Raw genomic sequence first — 23394 nt, forward strand, 5'->3', positions numbered from 1 at the left:
GTGGAGGAACAGACCACGATGGCCAAGACCATTGCATTCGACGAGGAGGCTCGCCGCGGGCTCGAGAGGGGTATGAACACCCTCGCCGACGCCGTCAAGGTGACCCTCGGCCCCAAGGGCCGCAACGTCGTCCTCGAGAAGAAGTGGGGCGCACCCACGATCACCAACGACGGCGTGAGCATCGCCAAGGAGATCGAGCTCGAGGACCCCTACGAGAAGATCGGCGCCGAGCTGGTCAAGGAGGTCGCCAAGAAGACCGACGACGTCGCCGGTGACGGCACGACCACCGCCACCGTCATCGCCCAGGCGATGGTGCGCGAGGGTCTGCGCAACGTCGCGGCCGGCGCCAACCCGATGGCGCTCAAGCGCGGCATCGAGGTCGCCGTCAGCGCCGTCAACGACGAGCTGCTGAGCATGGCCAAGGAGGTCGAGACCAAGGAGCAGATCGCGCAGTCCGCGTCCATCTCCGCGGCCGACACCGAGATCGGCGAGATGATCGCCGAGGCCATGGACAAGGTCGGCAACGAGGGTGTCATCACCGTCGAGGAGTCCAACACCTTCGGCCTGGAGCTCGAGCTCACCGAGGGCATGCGCTTCGACAAGGGCTACATCTCGCCCTACTTCGTCACCGACACCGAGCGCATGGAGGCCGTCCTGGAGGACGCCTACGTGCTGGTCGTCAACTCCAAGATCTCCTCGGTCAAGGACCTGCTCCCGCTGCTGGAGAAGGTCATGCAGTCCGGCAAGCCGCTGGCGATCATCGCCGAGGACGTCGAGGGCGAGGCCCTGGCGACCCTGGTCGTCAACAAGATCAAGGGCAACTTCCGCTCGGTGGCCCTCAAGGCCCCGGGGTTCGGCGACCGCCGCAAGGCCATGCTGGGCGACATCGCCATCCTCACCGGTGGCCAGGTCATCTCCGAGGAGGTCGGCCTGAAGCTGGAGACCGCCGAGATCGACCTGCTGGGCACCGCCCGCAAGGTCGTCGTCACCAAGGACGAGACCACCATCGTCGAGGGTGGCGGGGACGCCGACCAGATCGCCGGACGGGTCGCCCAGATCCGCGCCGAGATCGAGAACAGCGACTCCGACTACGACCGCGAGAAGCTGCAGGAGCGGCTGGCCAAGCTGGCCGGCGGCGTGGCCGTCATCAAGGCCGGTGCGGCGACCGAGGTCGAGCTCAAGGAGCGCAAGCACCGCATCGAGGACGCCGTCCGCAACGCCAAGGCCGCGGTCGAGGAGGGCATCGTCGCCGGCGGTGGCGTCGCCCTCATCCAGGCCTCCAACAAGGCGTTCGAGGGCCTGTCGCTCACCGGGGACGAGGCCACCGGCGCCAACATCGTCAAGGTGGCCATCGAGGCGCCCCTGAAGCAGATCGCGATCAACGCGGGTCTCGAGGGCGGCGTCGTGGCGGAGAAGGTGAAGCACCTCACCCCCGGTGAGGGCCTCAACGCGGCCACGGGCGAGTACGGCGACATGCTGGGCTTCGGCGTCGCCGACCCGGTGAAGGTGACCCGTTCTGCGCTGCAGAACGCCGCCTCCATCGCGGCCCTGTTCCTCACCACCGAGGCGGTCATCGCCGACAAGCCGGAGAAGACCCCGGCCATGCCGGGCGGCGACGGCGGCATGGGTGGCATGGACTTCTGACCGGACCCGGGTCAGAGCACGGCGCGCCCGCGTTTCTCGCGGGCGACCAACGCACCGACGGGCGGTCCCTCCTCACGCGGGAGGGGCCGCCCGTCGGCATGTCACGGGACCGTCCGATCATCCTCCCTGCAGGGCCGGTCTGTCAGCCTGCGGTGAAGCGCATCCGGTTGACCTCCTCGACCTGCTCGTAGTCCTGGCCGGTGACGCGCAGCGTCGAGGACACCTGCTGCAGCGAGCTGCGCACCCGCTCCTGGGTCGCCTGCCAGTCCTGCATCACCGTCTGGAAGCGCGCCGAGGCCGTGCCCTGCCAGCAGTCCTGCAGCGCGGTCAGCTGGGCCATCATCGCCCGGACGTCGGACTCGATCGATCCGGCGATCCGCTCGATGTCGCCGGAGGCGGCGGCGATCCGTGCGGTGTCGACGGCGAAGTGGGTGCTCATCACAGTCCCTCCCTGGTCGGTGGGTGGCGCCTGTCGGCCACCTCGTGCCTCGACGCTAGACGCTGAGCCTCAGGTCGCGCAGAAGTTGTCCACAGTGGTGCGTGCAGGGCCGTCGAACACCCTCGTCCACACCCCTCGGCGGTCCACGGCGGGCGGCGGTAGTGTCCCTGGCCATGACCGGTCGCTCGATCCTGCTCTTCGCCCTGGTCTGCCTGGCCGGCGTGGCCGTCATCATGGACGCCCCGAGGGCCGGCGCGTGACCATCCTCGTCGACCCGCCGATGTGGCCGGCGCACGGCCGGCTGTGGTCGCACGTCATCAGCGACAGCACCCTGGAGGAGCTGCACGCCTTCGCCCGTCGGGTGGACATCCCGGCCCGCTCCTTCGAGGGAGACCACTACGACCTGCCCGAGGAACGCTACGGCGAGGCCCTGGCGGCGGGTGCCGTGCCGGTCACCGGCAGCGAGCTCGCCCGCGCCCTGCGCGACAGCGGCCTGCGCTTCCGCAAGCGCAAGGGTGAGCGGCCGCTCGCCCGGGTGCAGGACGGTCTGGCCGCCGCCACCGGCGCGCCGCACGTGCTGGACGTCGTGGCCTCCCCGCACGAACGGCATACCTCGGGGGCGGCCGTGGTCTTCGTGCGCACCCGGGCCGCCCGCGGGGACGACGCGCTCATGGCCCTGGTGCGCAACGCGGCCCGGCCGGGCTGGGCGCCGCCAGGGGGCAAGCGCGAGCCGGGGGAGACGGTGCGGCAGGGTGCCGTCCGCGAGCTGGTCGAGGAGACCGGGCTGGTGCTCGGCACCGAGACCCTGCGCCCGGTCGGCTACGAGCGGATCACCGTGCAGCCGGGCGCCGACCCGGCACCGTTCGGCGCGGGGGTCAACTACCTGCAGGCCTTCGCGGCCGCGGTGGACGTCGCGGTGCCGCTGCGGCCCGACCTCGACGACGTGCTCGAGGCGGGCTGGTTCACCCGTGCGCGGGCGCACAGCGTCGCGGGCACGGAGCCGTGGTGGCCGCTGGTGGAGTGGTGGTGGGAGCGGCACTGAGCCCGAGTGCCGCGCGCACGCGGGCAACGTCCTTGCTGTGCGCAACTCACTCACCTGAGTGCCGCGCGCACGCGGGCAACGTCCTTGCTGTGCGCAACTCACTCACCTGAGTGCCGTGCGCACGCCGTGGCCGCTCAGAGGTCGGCGAGCTCGGCGGCGAGGTTGGCGCGCGCCCGCGCGGTCCAGCCCTCGTGCGCGTGCGCGGTGCGGTAGATCCGCTCGCGCTCCGCGAAGGCGCCGATGATCTGCGCCCGGCCGGCCCGGAAGGCGTCGTCCGGCACGTGCGCGTACTCCTCGCGCACCTGGGTGCGGTAGGCCGCATACCTGTCCGCCGGGGCCGAGAGGATCCACAGGTCCGCGTCGTGCGCGGCGTCGAGGACCTGCTGCTCGGCCACCCGGCCCGGGCCGTCGGCGTCGTGGTCCGCGGTCATCAGCACGCCCGCCTCCACCGCGTCCACAGCCCAGTCCTCCACGCCCATCCGGTGCAGGTGGTCCCGCGCCATCATCGCGCTGCGCTGCTCGTTGCTGCCCGGCCGCGCGGCGGGGTCGTAGTGCACGTCGTGGTACCAGCCGACGGCACGCGCGAGCAGCGCCTGGCGCGCGTCCAGATGGCCCGCGCCGGTGAGCTCGTCGAGCGCCCGCAGCACCTCGGCCAGGTGCTGCGGGGTGTGGTAGCGGCGGTGCTCCTGGGACCAGTGACCGAGCAGCATCGAGCCTTCCGCGAGCCAGAGGTCACGACCCGCCCTCGTGGCGAGCAGCTCGGCGTCGGCCAGCCAGCGGTCGAGCAGGGGCTCGGCCGGCTGGGTCATCCTGGCCCGCTCATCCCAGCCGGGCTCCCCGCCACAGGTCGATGCCGGAGTCGCGGGCGTGCTGGTCGATCGTGGCCAGCTCGTCGTCGGTGAAGTCGGTGCGGCCGAGGGCACCGACGTTCTGCTCCAGCTGTCCGGGGCTGCTCGCGCCGACCAGGACCGAGCTCACCCGTCCGTCGCGCAGCGCCCAGGCCAGGGCCAGCTGGGCCAGCGTCTGCCCGCGCCCGGAGGCGATCTCGTCCAGCGCCCGCAGGTGCTGCAGGGTCTCCTCGGTGAGCAGGTCGGTGGACAGGCTCTTGCCCTGGGTCGCCCGCGACCCCTCGGGTATGCCGTGCAGGTACTTGTCGGTCAGCATGCCCTGGGCGAGGGGGGAGAAGGCGATGCAGCCCGCGCCGACCTCCTCCAGGACGTCCAGCAGCCCGTCCTGCTCGATCCACCGGTTGAGCATCGAGTAGGACGGCTGGTGGATGAGCAGCGGCGTGCCCAGGTCGGCCAGGAGCTGGGCCGCACGACGGGCGTCCTGAGCGGAGTAGGAGGAGATGCCCACGTAGAGCGCCCTGCCCGAGCGCACGATGGCGTCCAGCGCGCCCATCGTCTCCTCCAGCGGCGTGTCCGGGTCGGGCCGGTGGTGGTAGAAGATGTCGACGTAGTCCAGGCCCATCCGCCGCAACGACTGGTCGAGGCTGGCCATGAGGTACTTGCGCGACCCGCCGACGTCCCCGTAGGGGCCCGGCCACATGTCCCACCCGGCCTTGCTGGAGATGACCAGCTCGTCGCGCAGCCCGGCGAACGTCCGGCGCAGGTGCCGGCCCATGTTCTCCTCCGCCGAGCCGTAGGGCGGGCCGTAGTTGTTCGCCAGGTCCAGGTGGGTCACGCCCAGGTCGAAGGCGCGCCGCAGCACCGCCTCCTGGCGCTCGAAGCTGACGTCGTCGCCGAAGTTGTGCCACAGGCCCAGGCTCACCGCCGGCAGGCGCAGGCCCGAACGGCCCACCCGCCGGTAGTCCATCGAGTCGTAGCGGGCGGGGTCGGGGAGGTAGGTCATGTCGTCAGCGCTTGACCATCGCGTCCGCGAGGTCGGACAGCGCGTCGGCGAGGTCCTCACGGGCGTGCTGGGCGCTGCTCAGCAGCCCCTTCACGCCTCCGGTGGCGGAGGAGGAGGCGGAGCCGACCGCGCCGGTCACCGCGCCGCTGACACCCTGCGCGACCGAGCTGGCCGCACCGGTGACGCCGTCGGCGACGGAGCGGGCGGCGTGCTTGGTGCCGGAGAGGAAGGACTGCGTCGCCAGCGTCAGCCCGGCGCCGACCAGCCACACGTCCTTGGCCGTGGCCACGCCCTCGGGCGAGGGCCGGATGCCGTCGGACTCAGTCATGCCGGGGGTCTTGAGGTACATCCCCACCAGCCCGGCCCCGAACGCGGCCAGCGCGCCGCCGGCCACGGCCGAGGGCACCGTCGGCAGGAGCAGCATCGCCCCCAGGCCGATCTCGCCGTAGCCGAGCAGCTTGGTGAAGTCGCCGGACTTCATGTCCTTGAACATCGGGTAGACGCTGGAGGCCCAGCCGTGCATCTGCTCCTGGGCCTCCTCGTCCGCCTTGAGCTTGGTCAGGCCGGAGTTGAGGATGTAGGCGCCGGTCGCGACGCGGATCGGGACGTGCGTGGGGTGCATGGGTGTCACTCCTGTTCCGTGGGAGGGCGTTCCGCCTGGTCCCACGGTATGCCGTCCGCCCCCGCACGGCCACCGCGCCCCGCACCGGCGGCTCAGGAAGGCGAGTAGCGTCGTCGCGGTGGAGCACTGCATACCCCTCGGGCGGCTCTCGCGCGCGGACCGCGCGGTCGCGGGCGGCAAGGGCGCCAACCTCGGCGAGCTCGTCGGGGCGGGGTATGCCGTTCCGCCCGGGTTCGTCGTCACCACCGGCGCCTACCGCGCCGCCGAGGGGGCCGCCTGGCGGACCGTCCCGCCGGAGGTGGCGGCCGCGGTGCGGGAGGCCTACGCCGCGCTCGGCTCCCCGCCGGTCGCGGTGCGCTCCAGCGCGACCGCCGAGGACCTGCCGGGGGCGGCGTTCGCGGGGCAGCAGGACACCTACCTGAACGTCCGGGGGGCCGAGGCGGTGGTGGAGGCCGTGCGCGACTGCTGGGCCTCGTTGCGCGCGGAGCGGGCGGTGGCCTACCGGCAGCGGCTGGGCATCGGCGAGGAGGGGGTGGCGATGGCCGTCGTCGTGCAGGAGATGGCCCGTCCGGACCGGGCCGGGGTGCTGTTCACCGCCGACCCGGTGACCGGCGAGCTCGACCGGGTGGTCGTCGACTCCTTCCCGGGTCTCGGCGAGGCCGTGGTCGGCGGCCACGTGACGCCGGACCACGCGGTCGTGGACCCCGACGGCGTCGTGGTGGAGCGGCGCGCGGGGGAGCGGGCGGGCCAGGAGCTGCCCGACGGGGTGCTCGCCGAGCTCGCTCGGGTGGGACGCAGCGTGGCCGACCACTTCGGCGTCCCCCAGGACGTCGAGTGGGTCGTGGAGGAGGGGAGGGTGGTGCTGACGCAGGCCCGCCCGATGACCGCGCTGCCTCCGCCGCCGGTGCACCTCGACGCCGTGCGGCGCACCTACGGCCCGGTGCTCCTGGAGCTCCTGCCGCGCCGACCGCTGCCGCTGGAGCTGACCGCCTGGACCGACGAGATGATCGAGCGTCACCTGGCCCGGATGCTGGGCGGCGTCGGCGGCGTGCGTCTGGACCTGCGGCAGGTCCTGCCGCGCGTCGACGGCGTCCTCCAGGCGGTCGTCCCGCCGGTGCCGCGGCCCACGCTGCGCACCCCGCTGCGGCTCGCGCGCTCGGCGGTCCGTGCGGTGCGGCACCGGGCCGACGGCTGGCGCGACGACCCGCTGACGGACCGGCTGCGCTCGCGGACCGACGTCCTCGACCGTCTCGACCTCGGCTCCGCCTCGTGGGCGCAGCTGCAGGCGGTGCAGCCGGAGGCGGCCCGGGTCCTCGCCGAGCAGGGCGACCTGCGCGCCCGCTACCTGCCCGCCGCCGCGCGATCCCTCCTGCTCCTCGCGCTCGCCCTGCTCCTGCGGGGACGGCCGGTCGGCATCGGCGAGCTCCTCGTCGGTGCCGACACCGAGACGATGCGGGCCAACGCCGCGCTCGACGGGCTGGCGGTCGTGGTCCGCGACGACCCGGCGCTGCGCGAGCTCTTCGGGACGCTGACCGGGGAGGAGCTGGCCGCGGCGGTGGCGGCCAGGCCGGAGGCCGGGCGGCTGCGCGGACGGCTGGAGGAGTTCCTGAGCCGCTACGGCCACCGGGAGGGCAGCACGATCCTGCTCCTGAGCGACCCGCCCTGGGTCGACGCTCCGGCCAGCGTCCTGGGGCTGGTGCAGGCGCTCGCCGCGGAGCCGGTCGACCCGGCCGACGACCGCCCGGCACGTCCGCGCCCGGCCCCGGCACGCGTCATACCTGCGTCCCTGGCACCTCTCGTGGCGGCGGCGGTGGACGGGGTGGCGATGCGCGAGGACACCCACTTCGAGCTCACGCGCGCCATGCCGGCCCTGCGCAGGACGTTCCTGGAGATGGGTCGACGGCTCGCCGGGGCCGGCCGGGTGGACCGCGCCGACGACATCTGGTGGCTGGTGCGCGACGAGCTCGCAGGCCTGCCCGACCCGGCGGCCACGACGGGGCGCGGAGCGCCGCCGTACCCCGACCTGCGCGTGGTGGTGGAGCGGCGGCGGGCGGCGGCCGCGGTGCTGGCGGGATCGCCGCTGATCTCACCGGCCAGCCTCTACCCGGCCCGGCCGGACGACCCCGACGCGCTCGTCCAGGGGGTGCCCGGCGGAGGCGGCCGGGCGACGGGGCCGGTCCGGGTGGTGCCGGGGCCCGCGGCGTTCGGGACGCTCCGGCCCGGCGAGGTGCTGGTGTGCTCGGCGACCAGCCCGCCCTGGACGCCGCTCTTCGCCCGGGCCGCCGCGGTCGTCGTGGACCACGGCGGGCCGGCGTCGCACGCGGCGATCGTGGCGCGCGAGTACGGCGTCCCGGTCGTCCTGGCGACCGGGACCGCGACGACGACGCTGCGGACCGGGCAGGTCGTGACGGTCGACGGTCACCGCGGGGTGGTCGTGCCGGCGACCTGACCATCCTTGGCCCGCCGTACCCCTGAGGCTCATCCCGCGAGCGCCTGCGGCAGCGGCTCGGCGTGCACGACCGTGAGCCCGCTGACCGCCCGGGTCAGCACCACGTAGAGCCGCCGCAGCCCGCTGCGCCCGTCGGGCTCGGCGGCCGCGATCGCCGCGGGCTCGACCACGACGACCTGGTCGAACTCCAGACCCTTGGCGACCGTGGCGGGCACCACGTGCAGGGGCAGGATCCGCTCCTCCGCGTGCGAGCCGTCGAGCACCTCGTGCTCGAGCCCGGCGGCGGCCAGCGCGGCCGCGACCCGCTCCACCCAGGCGTCGGGGACGATGACGCCGACCGACCCCTCGTGCGCGGACGCCTCCCTGGCGGCCGCGACGGCGCCCAGCACCGGATCGGCCACCGCCGCCAGGTCGAGCCGGCCCGGGTCCGACCGCACCGACACAGGTGCCCCCAGACCGGGTGCCATGAGGGGCAGGAGGCGCGCGGCGTACCCGATCACGGCGGCCGGGACGCGGAAGCCGCGGTCGAGCACCTCCAGGTGCACGCCGTCGGACCCGAGGTCCTTGCCCAGGTGCCTCAGCGACTCCCGCCACGATCCGGTCGCCCACGGGGTGGTGCCCTGCGCGATGTCCCCGAGCACCGTCAACGACCCGGTCGAGGCGCGCCGGCCCACCGCGCGCAGCTGCATCGCAGAAAGGTCCTGCGCCTCGTCGAGGACGACGTGCCCCAGGCTCGGGGTGCGCTCGAGGAGGTCGGCGAGCTCGTCGAGCAGCACCAGGTCCGCAGCGCTCCAGCGGGCGGCAACCGGCGTGCGCGAGGGCCGGTCCCACACCATGGCACGCTGGTCCTCGGCCAGCCCCTCACCGGTCGAGAGCACCTGGTGCAGCACCGCCTGCGGGGTGACCTGGGGCCACACCGCCCTGACGTAGGCCTTCATCGGCGCCGAGCGGGCGACGCTGTCCTGGACCTTGTCGTCGGGGGAGTCCCCGGACCGCTCCATCGCCACGAGGACGGCGTGCGCCAGGCGCTGGGGCAGCATCGCGCGGGCGGCGTCGTAGCGGACCCCGCGGGTGCGCAGCTCGTCCAGGACGTCCTGCACCTCGTGGGCGGGGACGCGCCACTTCCGGGACCCGCGCGGCACGACGAGCGGCTCCGTGGCAGGTCGCACCTGCGCCCAGAGCGCTGCGCGGAGCACCTCGGCCATCCGCCCCTCGCCCTTGAGCCGGGCCGTCTCGGCGGTGTCCGTGGCGCGGACCGCGCCGTGCTCGACGAGCTCCTCGACCGTCGTGTGCCGCACGGAGACCTCGCCGAGCGAGGGGAGCACCGCGCCGACGTGCTCGAGGAAGGCCCGGTTGGGGCCCACGACGAGGACGCCGCTGCGGCGCAGCCGGTCGCGGAAGGAGTAGAGCAGCCAGGCCGCCCGGTGCAGCCCGACCGCGGTCTTGCCGGTGCCGGGCGCGCCCTGGACGCAGATCGTCGTCGCGACGTCGGCGCGCACGATCTCGTCCTGCTCGGGCTGGATGGTGGCCACGATGTCGCGCATCGGGCCGATGCGGGGGCGTTCGATCTCCCGGGCCAGGATCTCGCTCCCGGCCCCCTCACCGGCGCTACCGGCGCCCGCGGCGCTGCGGCCGCCGCGGTCGCCCCCGAGCAGCTCGTCCTCGTAGGCGGTCAGCTCCCCGCCCTCGACCCCGAACCGACGCCGGCGCACCACGCCCATCGGCTCGGTCGGGCTGGCGCGGTAGAACGCGGTGGACACCCCCGCCCGCCAGTCGACCACGACCGGGTCACCGGCCTCGTCGCTGACGTGCCGCCGCCCGACGTAGAGCCGCTCCGGCGCGTCGGTGTCGATCCGCCCGAAGAACAGCGTGGTGCGCGGGTCGTCCTGCAGCGCCCGCGCCCGCAACCACAGCGTGCGCGCGAGCGACTCGCCCGCGATCGCGTCGCCCCCGTCGGCCTGCAGCGACAGGGTGTGCTCGCGCATCCGCGCCAGCTCGGCGCGGGCGAGGGCCAGGTGGGCGCGCTCGGCGCGCAGCTCGTCGGCCGGGTCGTGAGGGGTATGGGGTGTGCTGGCGGGCACGGGACCTCCGGAGCCTGGCGGCGCGGGCGGAAAGGGGAGGGACGAATCTACACCCGCGGGCCCGGAGCGGCTGGCGCGCTCGCTGGACGTCAACATGCGCACCGTGCTGCGCGCCTACGCGCACCTGCGCGACGAGGGGGTCATCGACCTGCGGCGCGGCCGGGGAGCAGTCGTCGTGGCGGTGCCGAGCATGCCGGCCCAGGTGGGCGCCGCCGTCCGTGACCTCGTGGCACTGGCCCGGCGGCACCGCATACCCCTGACCCATCTGCACCACGCACTCGACCACGAAGGAGCCGACCGATGACCGCTGCCAGCAGCAGGGCCACGACGCAGGAGGTCAGGGTGCGCCGCTCGCACCTGCTCGTCGCCACGGGGGTGCTCGTGCTGTGCGCCGTCGCGTACGTGGTGCTCGCGGCCGTCCTGGCCGGCGACCTGCCCGAGCGGGTCGCGACGCACTTCGGGGCGGACGGCGTCGCCGACGGCTGGATGTCGCGCGGTGCCGCGCTGATCGTCGGAGGACTCGTCTGCGTGGGGGTCCCCCTTGTCCTGCTGGTCGTCGCAGCCGTGGGGCAGTGGTGGCGGGGGAGGTCGGCGCGCGCCGTGACGGCGTTCGTCGGCGCCCTGGGGGTGTGGCTGCTCGCGCTCTTCGCCCAGCTCTTCGCGAGCCAGCGCGGGCTGCCCGACCCCACGTCCGCGCGTCTGGACCCGATGGCCCTGCTCTGGGCCCTCGGCGCCGCGCTGGTGGTCGGGGCGGGCCTCGCCCTCGTGCTGCCGCGCGCGCTGCCGCAGCCCGAGCCGCTCACGCCGGAGGCGATGGAGATCGGGCCGACCGACGCGGTCTCCTGGTTCGGCCGGGCCCACCTGTCGCACGAGGTGCTCCTGCTCGTCCTGGGCACGCTCGGGCTGCTGTCCGTGGTGACCGCCGCCGTCGGCGACCCCTGGCTGTGGCTGGTGGTGTAGGTGACCCTCGTGCTCACGCTGGGGATGCTCAGCTTCACCGTGCGGGTGGACCGTGGGGGCGCCAGCTGGCGCTCGGCGCTGGGCTGGCCGCGCGGGCGCGTCCGGCTCGCCGGCCGCGGGCCGGTGCTCAGGGCCGGCGCGCCCGCAGCACCGGGTGCATCGGCGAGCGGCCGGCGTGCCGCTCGACCGCGAGCTCGTAGTAGCCCACGAGGGCCTCGGTGGCCGCGCGCCACGAGTGCTGCTCGGCGTCCGCGCGTGCGGCCCGGCCCATCGTGGCCCGCAGGTCGGGGTCGGTGACCAGCCGACCCAGCCGGTCGGTCAGCGTGTCGGCGTCGCCGGGCCGGACGAGGAAGCCGGTGCGGGCGTCGTCGATGACGAACGGGATGCCGCCGGCGTCGGCGCCGACGACCGGCACCCCGCTGGCCATCGACTCCAGGGCGACCAGCCCGAGCGTCTCGGTCGTGGAGGGGAAGGCGAAGACGTCCGCGCTGGCGTAGGCCGCCGCCAGGTCCGCACCGCCCAGGTAGCCGGTGAAGACGGTCGGCGTCCCCGCGAACCGTCGCTCCAGCTCATCGCGGCCCGGGCCGGAACCCACGAGGGCGAGGCGCACGCCATACCTCTGGAGCCGCCGCAGCGGCTCCACCAGCTGGTCGAGGTCCTTCTCCTTCGACAGCCGCCCGACGTAGAGCACCAGCGGTGCCTGCGGGTGACCGTCGGTGAGCCGCTCGCGCATCGCGGCCGTGGCGGCGCCGGGGCGGTAGGCGTCGGTGTCGACCGCCTTGGGCCACAGGTCGACCTCGCGGATGCCCACGTCGCGGGCGCGCTGGACCATCTGCCCCGAGGTGCACAGGTTGACCTCGGCCCGGTTGTGCATCCAGGTGATCCAGCCCTCCGACGGCGCCCGCAGGAAGGGCAGGCCGAGCCGGGTGGCGTAGGAGGGCACGTCGGTATGGAAGGAGGCCAGCAGAGGCAGGTTGCGGCGGCGCGCCGAGACCACGCCGTAGGCCGCCAGCCACACCGGGTTGACCGCGTGCACCACGTCGGGGCGGAAGTCGATCATCTCCTGGGCGATCCGGGGCGTGGGCAGCCCGATCCGCAGCTCGGGGTACCACGGCCGGAAGGAGACCGACCGGACGCGCACCACCCGGTGCGGCCCGTAGCTGGCCGGCGGGTTGCCGGGCGCGAAGACCAGGGCGGTGTGCCCCAGCTCGGTCAGCTGGTCCAGGCTGCGGGTGATCCGGGTGACCACCCCGTCGACCTTGGGCAGGAAGACCTCGGTGAACAGTGCGACGCGCACGCAGGTATGCCGTTCGTCTCAGGCGGTCTGCTCGACGGGCGTGCGCGAGGGGGGCACGCCGGGCTGCTGCTCCTTGGTCCAGACCGAGGTGGCGGGGATCTTGTCCAGGTCCGCCCGGTCGGCGTAGCGACGGGCGACGTCCTCGACCTCCATGAGGAGGCCCTCCTGAAGGAGCGTCGGCTCCAGTCCGAGGTCGAGGAAGGTGTCGTTGCGGACGAAGAGCTCGTTCTCGGCGGCCTCGTGGCGCGGGTTGGGCACCAGCTCGACGCTCGCGTCGCTGATCCGGGCGATCAGCTCGGCCAGGTCGCGCACCCGGTGGGTCTGGGTCATCTGGTTGAAGATCTTGACCCGGTCGCCGCGGGCGGGCGGGTTCTCCAGCGCGATCTGCACGCAGCGCACCATGTCGCGGATGTGGATGAAGGCCCGCGTCTGCCCGCCGGTGCCGTGCACGGTGAGCGGGTAGCCGACGGCGGCCTGCATGAGGAAGCGGTTGAGGACCGTGCCGTAGTCGCCGTCGTAGTCGAAACGGTTGATCAGCCGCTCGTCCCGCAGCGTCTGATCGGTGTGGGTGCCCCAGATGATGCCCTGGTGCAGGTCGGTGATCCGCAGCGCGTCGTTCTTGGCGTAGTACGCGAACAGCTGCTGGTCCAGACACTTGGTCATGTGGTAGATCGACCCCGGGTTGGTGGGGTAGAGGATCTGCTGCTGGACTCGGTCTCCCTCGTCGGTGCTGACCTCCACGTCGAGGTAGCCCTCGGGGATCTTCATCCCGGCGGTGCCGTAGCCGTAGACGCCCATCGTGCCCAGGTGGACCAGGTGGGCGTCGAGGCCGGTCTCCACCAGCGCGCAGAGCACGTTGTGGGTGGCGTTGGTGTTGTTGTCGACCGTGTAGCGCTTGTGGGCCGGCGACTTCATCGAGTAGGGGGCGGCCCGCTGCTCGGCGAAGTGGATGACTGCGTCGGGACGCTCGGCCAGCAGGAGCGCGACGAGGCCGTCGTAGTCCTGGGCGACGTCGAGCCGGGCGAAGCGGACCTGACGTCCGGAGACCTCCTCCCACGCCGCCAGCCGCTCCTCGACGCTCGCGATCGGGGTGAGCGAGCTGGCGCCGAGCTCCTCGTCGATCCGGCGCCGGGAGAGGTTGTCGACGACGAGGACGTCGTGATCGAGGTCGGACAGGTGGAGGGTCGCGGGCCAGCCGCAGAAACCGTCTCCGCCGAGGACGGCGATCTTCACGAAGGACGCTCCTTGCACGCGCACCGGTGACGCCGTGCCCCGCGGCACGGCGTCGCTTGTCCCGACCAACCTACAACGCCGGGGTGCGCGGCGAGCCCGCCCGGCACCCCGGCGCCGGCTCAGCCCTCGTCGGGGCGGGTGGCGAGGGTGACGGTGGTCTGCTGCTGCTGGCCGTCGCGCACGTAGCTGATCTGGACCTGGTCGCCGGCCCCGCGCTCGCGGACCTGGCCCACCAGGGCGGTGGCCGAGGGGACGTCCTCGCCGTCCATGCCGATGATCAGGTCGCCCTCCTTGAGGCCGGCCGAGCTGGCCGGGCTGTCCGGCTCGACCTGCTTGACGAGTGCGCCGGTCATCGTGGCCCCGTCCACCTGCGTCGACCCGTTGTCGAGATAGATGCCCAGGAAGGCGTGCTCGGCCTTGCCGCTCCTGATGAGCTGGTCGGCGATGAGCTGCACCTCGCGGGCCGGGATCGCGAACCCGATGCCGATCGACCCGGGCTGGGACTGCCCGCCCGAGGGGAGGGAGGCGATGGAGGAGTTGATCCCGACCAGCTCGCCCGAGGCGTTGACCAGCGCGCCGCCGGAGTTGCCGGGGTTGATCGCCGCCGAGGTCTGGATCGCGTTGGTGACGACCTCCTGCGGTGTGCTGGAGCCCTGTCCGAACGGGCTGCCGCTCTGGGGGTTGCGGGTGGTGACCGGGCGGTCCAGGGCGCTGACGATGCCGGTGGTCACCGTCCCGGAGAGGCCGAGGGGGTTGCCGATCGCCATGACCGGGTCGCCGACCTTCAGCGCGCTGTCGTCGCCCACCCGGATCGGCGTGAGGTCGGAGGGACCGTCGGTCACGGTCAGGACCGCGAGGTCGCTGGACGGGTCGGTGCCGGCGACGGTCGCGGCGTAGGTGCGGCCGTCGGCGAAGACGACCCGCACCTGCTGGGCCCCCTCGACGACGTGGGCGTTGGTCACGACGTGGCCCTTGGTGTCCCAGACCACCCCGGAGCCGGCGGCGACGCCCTGCTGGTTGGCGACCTCGATCGAGACCACGCTCGGGCTCACCTCGGCGGCGACGGTGCTCCAGTCCTGCGGGACGCCCAGCGAGGCGGGCGAGCCGGTGGTGGCGGGCCCGGAGGGGGCGGTGTCCGCGGTCGGGCTCTGCGTGGTGCCCACCGCGTCCACGCCGCCCCCGCCGGAGCCCTGGGTGACCGCCCAGGTGCCGCCGCTGGCGAGCACCGCCGCGAGCAGAGCGGCGATGCCGATGTCGCCCCACCGGCGGCCTGCACCGTGCTGCGTTCGGGGCTGCGGAGCCGGCGCGGGACCTGCCGCTCCTGGACCCTGCGGCACCGGTCGGGTCGGGTCTGGCTGCGCTGGTCCTGGCTGGTCTGGGGTCGTCGTCATGACTCCACTGAAGCACCGGCGGGTGAAGTCTGGCTGGGAACCGACTGTGGACTTGCTGGGTATGTCGCCGGACCTCGTGCGGGCGAAGACCTGGGCCGCCGATGACGACAGGAAGATCACATATTGGTATCGGTGGGATCACGACGTGGTAACGATGAGTGCTCGATTCCCGCATGTGTCCCAAGGAGGTTGAGGGCTCCGGCGCCTCTCGTTATGGTCGATGGTCATCTTCCGTGAATTCCTGTCCAATCGGGGCGACGTGTTGCCCGCCGCGTTCTCGCGTGCGTACCGGGAGGCATGTGCCTCGTCCAACCGAAAGGACTGTGGTCCCATGACCAGCACCCGTTTCTCTCTCCTGGCGGTCGCCTGCGCGGCCGCCCTCGGCCTGTCCGCCTGCGGCAGCGACGGCGGTGACACCGCCTCCGGCGGCTCCGGCGACGCCGGCTCCACCCTGGAGCGGATCCAGGACGAGGGCACCATCAAGGTCGCCTTCGCCGGCGAGATCCCCTACAGCTACGAGGACGACAGCGGCGAGCTGACCGGCGCCACGATCGCCCTCGCCAGGGAGATCTACGGCGAGCTCGGCATCGACGACGTCGAGGGCCAGCTCGTGGAGTGGGACGCCCTCATCCCGGGCCTGAACAAGGGAGAGTACGACTCGGTCTCCGCCGGGATGTCGATCCTGCCGGACCGCTGCGCCAAGGGCGCCTTCGCCGAGCCCACGATCATGTACACCTCGACCCTGATGGTGCCCGAGGGCAACCCCGAGGGCCTGACGGACTTCACCAGCTTCGAGGGCACCGACCTCACGCTCGCGGTGCAGTCCGGCGCCATCGAGCAGGGCTTCGCCGAGGACATCGGCCTGACGAACACGATGACGGTCAACTCCTCGCTGGACGGCATGGACGCGGTGAGCAACGGCCGGGCCGACGCCTTCGCGCTGACCAACATCACCCTGTCCAAGCTGGCCGAGGAGAACCCGGACGCGGGGGTGGAGACCACCGGCGGATTCGTGGCCGAGGTCGACGGGCTGAAGCAGATCAGCGCCGGCTCGGCCGTCTTCCGGCCCGAGGACACCAAGCTGCTCGAGGCCTACAACGAGGAGCTGGCCAAGATCGTCGGCGACCCGGAGCGCTTCGAGGAGATCGTCGGCCCGTTCGGCTTCACCGACGCCGAGCGTCCGCCGGAGGGCCTGACCGCGCAGATGCTCTGCGACGGCGACCTGGAGGCGGCCAACGAGGCCGCCGACGCGGCCGCGGCCGGCTCTGCGGACTCGACCGACGGCTGAGCCCCGGTCGGTGAGCGATTTTCTCGAGGGCCTCGCCACGGCCCTGCCCCGACTGGTCCAGGACGGCCTGTCGGCCACCCTGATCAGCTTCGTCGGCGGGGCCGTGCTGATGGTCGTCGTCGCCGTCGTGCTCGGTGTCGCCGAGCACCAGGGACCGCCCTGGGCGCGCGGCGTCGCACGGTTCGTCGTGGAGTTCTTCCGCGGCACCTCGCTGGTCGTCCAGCTGTTCTTCCTCTTCTACGTGATCCCGACGCTGACCGGCGTCGACCTCGGGTCGACCTGGACCGCGATCGTCGCGCTCGGCCTCAACTACGGGGCGTACGGCGCGGAGGTGGTCCGCGGCTCCCTCAACGCCGTCCCGAAGGGTCAGTGGGAGACGGCCACCGCGTTGTCCATGCCGTGGCCGACGAAGATGCGCCGGGTGATCTGGCCGCAGGCCTGGGCGCTGATGCTGCCCGGCTTCAACAACCTCATGGTCATGCTCGTCAAGGGGACGGCGGTCATCAGCCTGGTGCTCATGGCCGACCTCACCTTCGAGGCCGACCAGCTGCGGCGGCAGGTCGGCACCTGGCCGGCGTTCATCGCCGCGCTGCTCGTCTACTACGTCATCGCGCTGGTCGTCTCGATCGTGATGCGGTGGATGGAGCGGCGCGCCCAGCGCCGGCTCGGCCTGGGCGACTTCGAGGTCCGCAAGGCCCGCGCGGACGCCGACCAGGTGCTGGCCGGGGCGACGGCCGGAGGTGATGGCTGATGTGGGACAACCAGCTGTTCCTCGACACCCTGCCGGTCCTGATCAAGGCGTTCGTGCAGATCACCCTCGTGGTGACGATCGCGGGTGCCGCCCTGGCCGCGGCCCTGGGCCTGGTCTGGGCGATAGCCCTGCGGGAGCTGCCGGCCGTGGCGGCCCGCCCGCTGGGCTTCGTCCTGGACTTCATCCGGATGACCCCGCTGCCGGTGCACCTGCTGGTCGTCTACTACGCCTTCACCCAGCTCAGCGGGCTGACCGTCGGGATCATCGTCTTCGGGATCCACTACTCCACCTACATGTCCGAGTCCTACCGGGCCGGGATCGACTCGATCCGCAGGGGGCAGTGGGAGGCGGCCAAGGCGCTCTCGCTGCCCGCGAGCCGCACGTGGCGCGCGGTGATCCTGCCCCAGGCGGTGCGCAACACGCTGCCGTCGCTGGGCAACTGGGCGATCGCCATGTTCAAGGACACCCCGTTCCTCATCTTCATCTCGGTGCCGGAGATGGTCACCGCCGCCCGGGAGTTCGGTGGCCGCCACTTCTCCTACGTCGAGGCGATGACCGTCGCCGGCCTGCTCTTCCTGCTGGCCAGCTACCCGACCGCCGTGCTGATGCGAAAGCTGGAGAAGAAACTTGCCTACTGACCAGACCACACCGCATACCCCGGAGGACGGGACGCCGCGCATCCGGTTCGAGGACGTGAAGAAGAAGTTCGGGCGCACCACGGTCCTGCAGGACCTCAACTTCTCGGTCGGCCGCGGCGAGCGCGTCACCCTCATCGGACCCTCGGGGTCCGGCAAGACGACCATCCTGCGCCTGCTCATGACCCTGGAACGGCTGACCGGCGGCTACATCTGGGTGGACGGCGACCCGCTCACCCACGACCGGCGGGACGGCAGGCGGGTCGAGCTCAAGCCCCGGCAGGTCGTGCAGGTGCGCAAGCGGATCGGCATGGTGTTCCAGCAGTTCAACCTCTTCCCCAACATGTCGGTGCTGCAGAACATCGTCGAGGCACCGGTCCACGTCCTCGGTCAGAGCCAGGACGAGGCGAGCGAGAACGCGCTGTCCCTGCTGGACCGGGTCGGGCTGCGGCACCGCGCCGACGCGCACCCCACCGAGCTCTCCGGCGGTCAGCAGCAGCGCGTCGCGATCGCCCGGGCGCTGGCGATGGACCCGGAGATCCTGCTCCTGGACGAGGTCACCTCCGCGCTGGACCCCGAGCTCGTCGGCGACGTGCTGCGGGTCCTGGAGGAGGTCGCGGCGAGCACGGACATCACGATGCTGATCGTCACCCACGAGATGCAGTTCGCCAAGGACGTCTCCCAGCGGGTGATGATGTTCGACGGCGGCAAGATCCTCGAGGAGGGTCCGCCGGCGCAGATCTTCTCCGACCCGCACCACGAGCGGACGCAGAAGTTCCTGGAGGCCGTCGTCTGACGCGGGCCCGCGGCCCGCGCGGCCGCCGGGCACCGGCCGGAGGGCCAGCCCGCCCCGGTGCGTGCAGAGGCGTCAGCCGCCGGCGCGCTGTCCCTTCGGTGGTGCGGCCGGCAGCTCGACCCGGAAGGTGGCGCCGCCCCCGCGCGTCGGGCGGTGCTCCACCGTGCCGCCGTGCCTGGCCACGATGCCGGCCACGATCGCCAGCCCGAGCCCGGTGCCGCCGGAGGCGCGGCTGCGCGACTTGTCCGCGCGGTAGAAGCGCTCGAAGACGCGGTCGGCCGCCTCGCCCTCCAGCCCGGGGCCGTGGTCGCGGACCTCGACGATCGCCCTGCCGTCCACCCGGCCCAGGGCCACCTCGACGGGGGTGTCCTCGGGGGTGTGGGTCAGTGCGTTGGCGATCAGGTTGGTCAGGACCTGCCGCAGCGCGCCGTCCTCGCCGAGGACCTCCGGCACGGTCCCGTGCTCCGCCCCGCCCAGGCTCACCAGCCGGACCTGACGCTGCGGGGCGCGCACCTGTGCGTCCTGCACGACGTCGCTGGCCAGCACGGTGAGGTCGACGCGGGTCGGCGACATCGGCACGTGGGAGTCCAGCCGGGTCAGGGTCAGCAGGTCCTCGACCAGCTTGGCCATCCGGCTGGCCTCGTCCTCGATCCGGCGCATGGCGCCGGGCACGTCCTCCGGGTCGACCGCGCCGACACGGTAGAGCTCGGCATACCCCTTGACCGTGGCGAGCGGGGTGCGCAGCTCGTGCGAGGCGTCGGCGACGAAGTCGCGCACCCGCTGCTCGGAGGCCTCCCTGGCGGCGAAGGACTGCTCGACCTGGGCGAGCATCCGGTTGATCGAGTGGGCCAGCGACCCGACCTCGTCCCGGGCGGCGCGCGGGGGGACGCGGCGGGTGAGGTCGCCCGCGGCGATGGCTGCCGCGGTGTCCTCGATCCGGGTCAACGGACGGAAGGCACGGCGCACCGCGAACCAGCCGAGCACGCCGACGACGACCAGCGTGGTCAGCCCGATGACGACGGTCAGCACGACGAGCTGGCGCACGGTGTTGTCGACGGTCGTCAGCGGCATCGCCACCGCGACCGTCCAGTCGACCCGTCCGTCGGCCCCCGTGACCGCGGCCGCCAGCACCCGCCAGGAGCCGTCGTGGCCCACGCCCTCCACGGTGAAGTGCCGTCCCAGCCGGGGGTCGTCCATCTCGATCCGGGTCAGGTCGGGACGGCTGACCTCGAGCCGCTGGAAGACCAGGTCCTGCGGCGGCAGCGCGCGGTTGGCCGGCGTGATGATCACGTAGTAGGGGTTGGGCGGCACGAAGACCTGCTGCTGCAGCTCGTCGCGGCCCTGGATGATCTGGCTGTAGGAGCGTTCGGCCAGCGGCGCGATGTAGGCGGACAGGTCGGCGTCGGCCCGCTCGATCAGGTAGCCGCGCAGCATCGTGATCGTCACCGAGGTGGTGAGCACGTAGGCGGCGAGCACGAGCAGCACGACCACGGCGACCAGCCGTCGGGTCAGCGACAGGTTGTGCAGCCACCGGTAGGCCCGTGCCCGCAGACCGCCGCCGGAGCTCACGGGGCGCCGGTGCTCAGTCGCGCGGGGCCCGCAGCACGTAGCCGACCCCGCGCTTGGTGTGGATCAGCGGCTCGCCGACGACGTCGATCTTGCGGCGCAGGTAGGAGATGTAGGACTCCACGATGTTCATCTCGCCGCGGAAGTCGTAGTCCCACACGTGGTCCAGGATCTGGCTCTTGGACAGCACGCGGCCGGGGTTGAGCATCAGGTAGCGCAGCAGCTTGAACTCGGTGGGGGAGACCTCGATGACCTTGCCCGCCCGGCGCACCTCGTGACTGTCGTCGTCCAGCTCCAGGTCGGCGACCCGCAGCACGTGGTCGTCCTCCTCGTCCAGCGCGCGGGTGCGCCGCAGCACCGCGCGGATGCGGGCCACGACCTCCTCGAGGCTGAACGGCTTGGTGACGTAGTCGTCGCCGCCGACGGTCAGCCCCTTGATCTTGTCGTCGAGGGAGTCGCGGGCGGTGAGGAACAGGATCGGCATGTCCTGCCCGCTGTCGCGCAGCGTGCGGGTGATCTGGAAGCCGTCGATGTCGGGCAGCATGACGTCCAGCACGGCCAGGTCGATGTCGTGCCGGGCCGCCAGCTCCAGGGCGGTGCGGCCGTCGGGGGCCGCGTGCACCTCGAAGCCGGCGAAGCGCAGGCTCGTGGTGAGCAGCTCACGGATGTTGGTCTCGTCCTCGACCACCAGCAGGGTGGCCTCCGGGTCGGCGGCGGGGGTAGCCATGGACCTATCCTCACCCCTGCGGCTGGGAGGCTGCTGGGTATCCGCTGGGCCGTACGCTGCGACCCGGGTCGCCGGTCATGCCGGCGGGAGCGGGGAGTCGGGGTCCACGGAGCCCCCTGGCGGCTCCGCCTCGAGCAGACGGTCCCAGTCGGCCTCGAGCAGGTCGGGAAGACCGTCGACGACCAGGACGGAACCGGCTGTGCGCAGCTCGGCCACCCCGAAGCCGCCGGTGCGCACCGTCACGCACGGCGAGCCGACCCGGGCGGCGGCGGCCACGTCGTAGGGCGTGTCGCCGACGACGAGCGCCGAGCCGCCGCCGACCTTGCCCAGCGCAACCTCGAGGACATCCGGCGCGGGCTTGGACTCCTGCGCCTCCTCGCTGCTGGCGCGACCGCCCAGGGTGCCCGCCGGGAGGTCCAGCAGGTCGAGCACGTGACGGGTGAACTCCTCCTTGCCCGAGGTGGCCAGGACCACGGTGAGCCCGCGGTCGGCCAGGGCGAGGATGAGCTCTCGAGCCCCAGGGAGCAGGTGGACCTCGGGCAGGAGGTCGGCGTACGCCTCCTCCCACCCCTTCCGGACCGCGTCGCCGTGCTCGTGCTCGGCACGGTCGCCGGAGACCGCGGCCACCAGCTTGTCGCCGCCCAGCCCGATCGCCCGTTGGATCCGCCACGCGGGCGGACGCAGACCCACCCGGTCGAACGCCCGGGTCCAGGCCACGGTGTGGTGGTAGGCGCTGTCCGCGAGGGTGCCGTCGACGTCGAGGATCACGGTGTCCTGGTTGCTCATGGGCACCATCCCACCTCAGTGCACCGGCGGTGTCGCGTCCAGCGTGCCGAGCTCCTCGGCGTCCACGATCCGGTAGGCGTAGCCCTGCTCGGCCAGGAAGCGCTGGCGGTGCGCGGCGAAGTCCGCGTCGACCGTGTCCCGCGCGACCACGGTGAAGAAGTGCGCGGTGCGCCCGTCGCCCTTGGGCCGCAGCACCCGGCCCAGGCGCTGGGCCTCCTCCTGCCGGGAGCCGAAGGTGCCCGAGACCTGGATCGCCACCGAGGCCTCGGGCAGGTCGATGGAGAAGTTGGCGACCTTGCTCACCACGAGCAGGTCGATCTCGCCCTCGCGGAACTGCCGGAACAGCTCCTGGCGCTGCTTCACCGTCGTCTCTCCGGTGATGAGCGGGGCCTCCAGCGAGTCCGACAGCTGCTCGAGCTGGTCGAGGTACTGCCCGATCACCAGGGTGGGCTCGCCGCGGTGGCGCTCGACGAGCTGGCGCACGACCTCGTCCTTGGCCGGAGCGCACGCGGCGAAGCGGTAGCGCTCCTCAGGCTCGGCCACGGCATACGCCATCCGCATCGACTCCGGCAGCGTGACCCGGACCTCGACGCAGTCCGCGGGGGCGATCCAGCCCTGCGCCTCGATGTCCTTCCACGGGGCGTCGTAGCGCTTGGGACCGATGAGGGAGAAGACGTCGGACTCGCGGCCGTCCTCGCGCACCAGCGTCGCCGTCAGGCCGAGCCGGCGGCGGGCCTGCAGGTCGGCGGTCATCCGGAAGATCGGGGCGGGCAGCAGGTGCACCTCGTCGTAGAGGACCAGGCCCCAGTCTCGCGCGTCGAGCAGGTCCAGGTGCGGGTAGACGCCCTTGCGCCTGGTGGTGAGCACCTGGTAGGTCGCGATCGTGACCGGGCGGATCTCCTTGCGGGAGCCGGAGTACTCACCGATCTCGTCCTCGGTCAGGCTCGTGCGGTGCAGCAGCTCGTCTCGCCACTGGCGCGCGCTGACCGTGTTGGTCACCAGGATCAGCGTCGTGGTGCCCGAGCGGGCCATCGCACCGGCACCGACGAGGGTCTTGCCGGCCCCGCAGGGGAGCACGACGACCCCGGAGCCGCCGTCCCAGAAGCCGTCGACCGCCTGCTGCTGGTAGGGCCGCAGCTCCCACGGTGCGACCCCCGCGGCGGGGAACCCCGCGGTCTGCAGCGCGATCGGGTGCTTCTCCCCGTCGACGTAGCCGGCGAGGTCCTCCGCGGGCCAGCCGACCTTGAGCAGCTCCTGCTTGAGGTGCCCGCGCTCGGAGGGGTGCACGAGCACCGTGTCCTCGTCGAGCCGGTCGCCCACCAGCGGCGTGATCCTCTTGTGCCGCAGCACCTCGGCCAGGACCGCCCGGTCGGTGCTGCGCAGCACCAGCCGGGTGACCGGCTGTCCATCTGCGGAGCCGTTCCCGGTGCTCTGATCCTCGACGGGCTCCTTGAGCAGCGTCAGCCGCCCGTAGCGGTCCATCGTCTCGGCGACGTCCACGAGCAACGACTGCGGCACGGGGTAGCGGCTGTGCGTGATCAGGGCGTGCACGACCTGCTCGGCGTCGTGCCCGGCGGCGCGGGCGTTCCACAGCCCGAGCGGGGTCACGCGGTAGGTGTGGATGTGCTCGGGGGCACGCTCGAGCTCGGCGAAGGGCGCGATGTCGCGCCTCGCCGCCTCGGCGTCGGGGTGGTCGACCTCGAGCAGCAGGGTCTTGTCGGACTGGACGATCAGCGGGCCATTCATCGTGGGGTCAACGGTATGGGGTGTCGCGGGCATTCCTCCCGGTGCACCGGTGCCCCGACCCGGCCAGCCTGACGCGTTGGTCAAGCAGGT

Annotated in this window: 21 protein-coding genes; 9 read left to right on the forward strand and 12 right to left on the reverse strand. The window is 72.8% G+C overall.

Annotated elements, in window-relative coordinates; all coding sequences use genetic code 11:
• Positions 1-18: 18 nt before the first annotated feature.
• Positions 19-1644 (forward strand): chaperonin GroEL, encoded by a 1626-nt coding sequence (gene groL, locus DV701_RS16120; protein ID WP_114929796.1) that lies wholly within the window; start codon positions 19-21, stop codon positions 1642-1644.
• Between the two features lie 142 nt (positions 1645-1786).
• On the opposite strand, the gene DV701_RS16125 is transcribed toward groL, so the two are convergent.
• Positions 1787-2083 (reverse strand): WXG100 family type VII secretion target, encoded by a 297-nt coding sequence (locus tag DV701_RS16125; protein WP_114929798.1) that lies wholly within the window; start codon positions 2081-2083, stop codon positions 1787-1789.
• A 256-nt stretch (positions 2084-2339) separates the two neighbouring features.
• Between DV701_RS16125 and DV701_RS16130 the strand changes: the two genes are divergently transcribed.
• Positions 2340-3125, forward strand: a complete 786-nt coding sequence (locus DV701_RS16130) for a DUF4031 domain-containing protein (protein WP_114929800.1) — start codon at positions 2340-2342, stop codon at positions 3123-3125.
• Between the two features lie 134 nt (positions 3126-3259).
• Here the strand turns inward: DV701_RS16130 and DV701_RS16135 are convergent, their stop codons facing one another.
• From DV701_RS16135 to DV701_RS18550, 3 genes are read right to left on the reverse strand one after another with little or no spacing between them, the layout of a single operon-like run.
• The gene (locus DV701_RS16135) at positions 3260-3934 is read right to left on the reverse strand and encodes an HD domain-containing protein (RefSeq protein WP_114929802.1); all 675 of its coding nucleotides are present in this window, start codon (positions 3932-3934) and stop codon (positions 3260-3262) included.
• Positions 3935-3944: 10 nt separating this feature from the next.
• Entirely contained in the window at positions 3945-4976 is a 1032-nt protein-coding gene (gene mgrA, locus DV701_RS16140) for an L-glyceraldehyde 3-phosphate reductase (RefSeq protein ID WP_114929804.1), read from the reverse strand.
• A 4-nt stretch (positions 4977-4980) separates the two neighbouring features.
• Entirely contained in the window at positions 4981-5598 is a 618-nt protein-coding gene (locus tag DV701_RS18550) for a hypothetical protein (protein WP_202863565.1), read from the reverse strand.
• A 118-nt stretch (positions 5599-5716) separates the two neighbouring features.
• On the opposite strand from DV701_RS18550, the gene DV701_RS16150 reads away from it, so the two are divergent.
• Positions 5717-8047 (forward strand): PEP/pyruvate-binding domain-containing protein, encoded by a 2331-nt coding sequence (locus DV701_RS16150; protein WP_114929806.1) that lies wholly within the window; start codon positions 5717-5719, stop codon positions 8045-8047.
• A gap of 29 nt (positions 8048-8076) precedes the next feature.
• Here DV701_RS16150 and DV701_RS16155 read toward each other — a convergent pair whose 3' ends face one another.
• Positions 8077-10224, reverse strand: a complete 2148-nt coding sequence (locus tag DV701_RS16155; protein WP_114929808.1) for a HelD family protein — start codon at positions 10222-10224, stop codon at positions 8077-8079.
• Here DV701_RS16155 and DV701_RS18955 point away from each other — a divergent pair.
• Entirely contained in the window at positions 10223-10432 is a 210-nt protein-coding gene (locus tag DV701_RS18955; RefSeq protein WP_114929810.1) for a GntR family transcriptional regulator, read from the forward strand. The two genes, DV701_RS16155 and DV701_RS18955, sit on opposite strands and share 2 nt — an antisense overlap.
• Complete coding sequence (locus DV701_RS16165; RefSeq protein WP_114929812.1) at positions 10429-11088, forward strand: DUF1648 domain-containing protein; 660 nt, start codon at positions 10429-10431, stop codon at positions 11086-11088. Before DV701_RS18955 ends, DV701_RS16165 begins: the two co-directional genes overlap by 4 nt.
• Positions 11089-11215: 127 nt before the next feature.
• Here DV701_RS16165 and DV701_RS16170 read toward each other — a convergent pair whose 3' ends face one another.
• The 3 genes from DV701_RS16170 to DV701_RS16180 form a co-directional block, all read right to left on the reverse strand.
• On the reverse strand, positions 11216-12385 hold the full coding sequence (locus DV701_RS16170; protein ID WP_114929814.1) for a glycosyltransferase family 4 protein: 1170 nt from the start codon (positions 12383-12385) through the stop codon (positions 11216-11218).
• A gap of 18 nt (positions 12386-12403) precedes the next feature.
• Positions 12404-13618, reverse strand: a complete 1215-nt coding sequence (locus tag DV701_RS16175) for an NAD-dependent epimerase/dehydratase family protein (protein ID WP_114929816.1) — start codon at positions 13616-13618, stop codon at positions 12404-12406.
• A gap of 119 nt (positions 13619-13737) precedes the next feature.
• The gene (locus tag DV701_RS16180) at positions 13738-15009 is read right to left on the reverse strand and encodes a S1C family serine protease (RefSeq protein WP_114929818.1); all 1272 of its coding nucleotides are present in this window, start codon (positions 15007-15009) and stop codon (positions 13738-13740) included.
• A 331-nt stretch (positions 15010-15340) separates the two neighbouring features.
• Here DV701_RS16180 and DV701_RS16185 point away from each other — a divergent pair, with 331 nt between their 5' ends.
• The 4 genes from DV701_RS16185 to ehuA are packed head-to-tail and all read left to right on the forward strand — an operon-like array spanning position 15341 to position 18479.
• Positions 15341-16297, forward strand: a complete 957-nt coding sequence (locus tag DV701_RS16185) for a transporter substrate-binding domain-containing protein (protein WP_114929820.1) — start codon at positions 15341-15343, stop codon at positions 16295-16297.
• A gap of 10 nt (positions 16298-16307) precedes the next feature.
• Positions 16308-17048 (forward strand): amino acid ABC transporter permease, encoded by a 741-nt coding sequence (locus tag DV701_RS16190; protein WP_114929822.1) that lies wholly within the window; start codon positions 16308-16310, stop codon positions 17046-17048.
• The gene (locus DV701_RS16195) at positions 17048-17686 is read left to right on the forward strand and encodes an amino acid ABC transporter permease (RefSeq protein WP_114929824.1); all 639 of its coding nucleotides are present in this window, start codon (positions 17048-17050) and stop codon (positions 17684-17686) included. The genes DV701_RS16190 and DV701_RS16195 overlap by 1 nt, the downstream gene beginning before the upstream one ends.
• Positions 17676-18479: an ectoine/hydroxyectoine ABC transporter ATP-binding protein EhuA gene (gene ehuA / locus DV701_RS16200; protein WP_228255087.1), complete on the forward strand. Its 804-nt coding sequence runs from the start codon at positions 17676-17678 to the stop codon at positions 18477-18479. Before DV701_RS16195 ends, ehuA begins: the two co-directional genes overlap by 11 nt.
• 72 nt (positions 18480-18551) lie before the next feature.
• Here ehuA and DV701_RS16205 read toward each other — a convergent pair whose 3' ends face one another.
• The 4 genes from DV701_RS16205 to DV701_RS16220 form a co-directional block, all read right to left on the reverse strand.
• A complete protein-coding gene (locus DV701_RS16205) occupies positions 18552-20048 on the reverse strand; it encodes a sensor histidine kinase (protein ID WP_114929827.1) in 1497 nt (498 codons plus the stop codon).
• A gap of 13 nt (positions 20049-20061) precedes the next feature.
• Complete coding sequence (locus DV701_RS16210) at positions 20062-20772, reverse strand: response regulator transcription factor (RefSeq protein WP_114929829.1); 711 nt, start codon at positions 20770-20772, stop codon at positions 20062-20064.
• A gap of 75 nt (positions 20773-20847) precedes the next feature.
• On the reverse strand, positions 20848-21558 hold the full coding sequence (locus DV701_RS16215; RefSeq protein ID WP_202863566.1) for an HAD family hydrolase: 711 nt from the start codon (positions 21556-21558) through the stop codon (positions 20848-20850).
• Between the two features lie 15 nt (positions 21559-21573).
• A complete protein-coding gene (locus DV701_RS16220; protein WP_114929833.1) occupies positions 21574-23304 on the reverse strand; it encodes a DNA repair helicase XPB in 1731 nt (576 codons plus the stop codon).
• Positions 23305-23394 lie beyond the last annotated feature (90 nt).

It is taken from the genome of Ornithinimicrobium avium, assembly GCF_003351765.1.
GTDB classification, from domain to species: Bacteria; Actinomycetota; Actinomycetes; order Actinomycetales; family Dermatophilaceae; genus Ornithinicoccus; species Ornithinicoccus avius.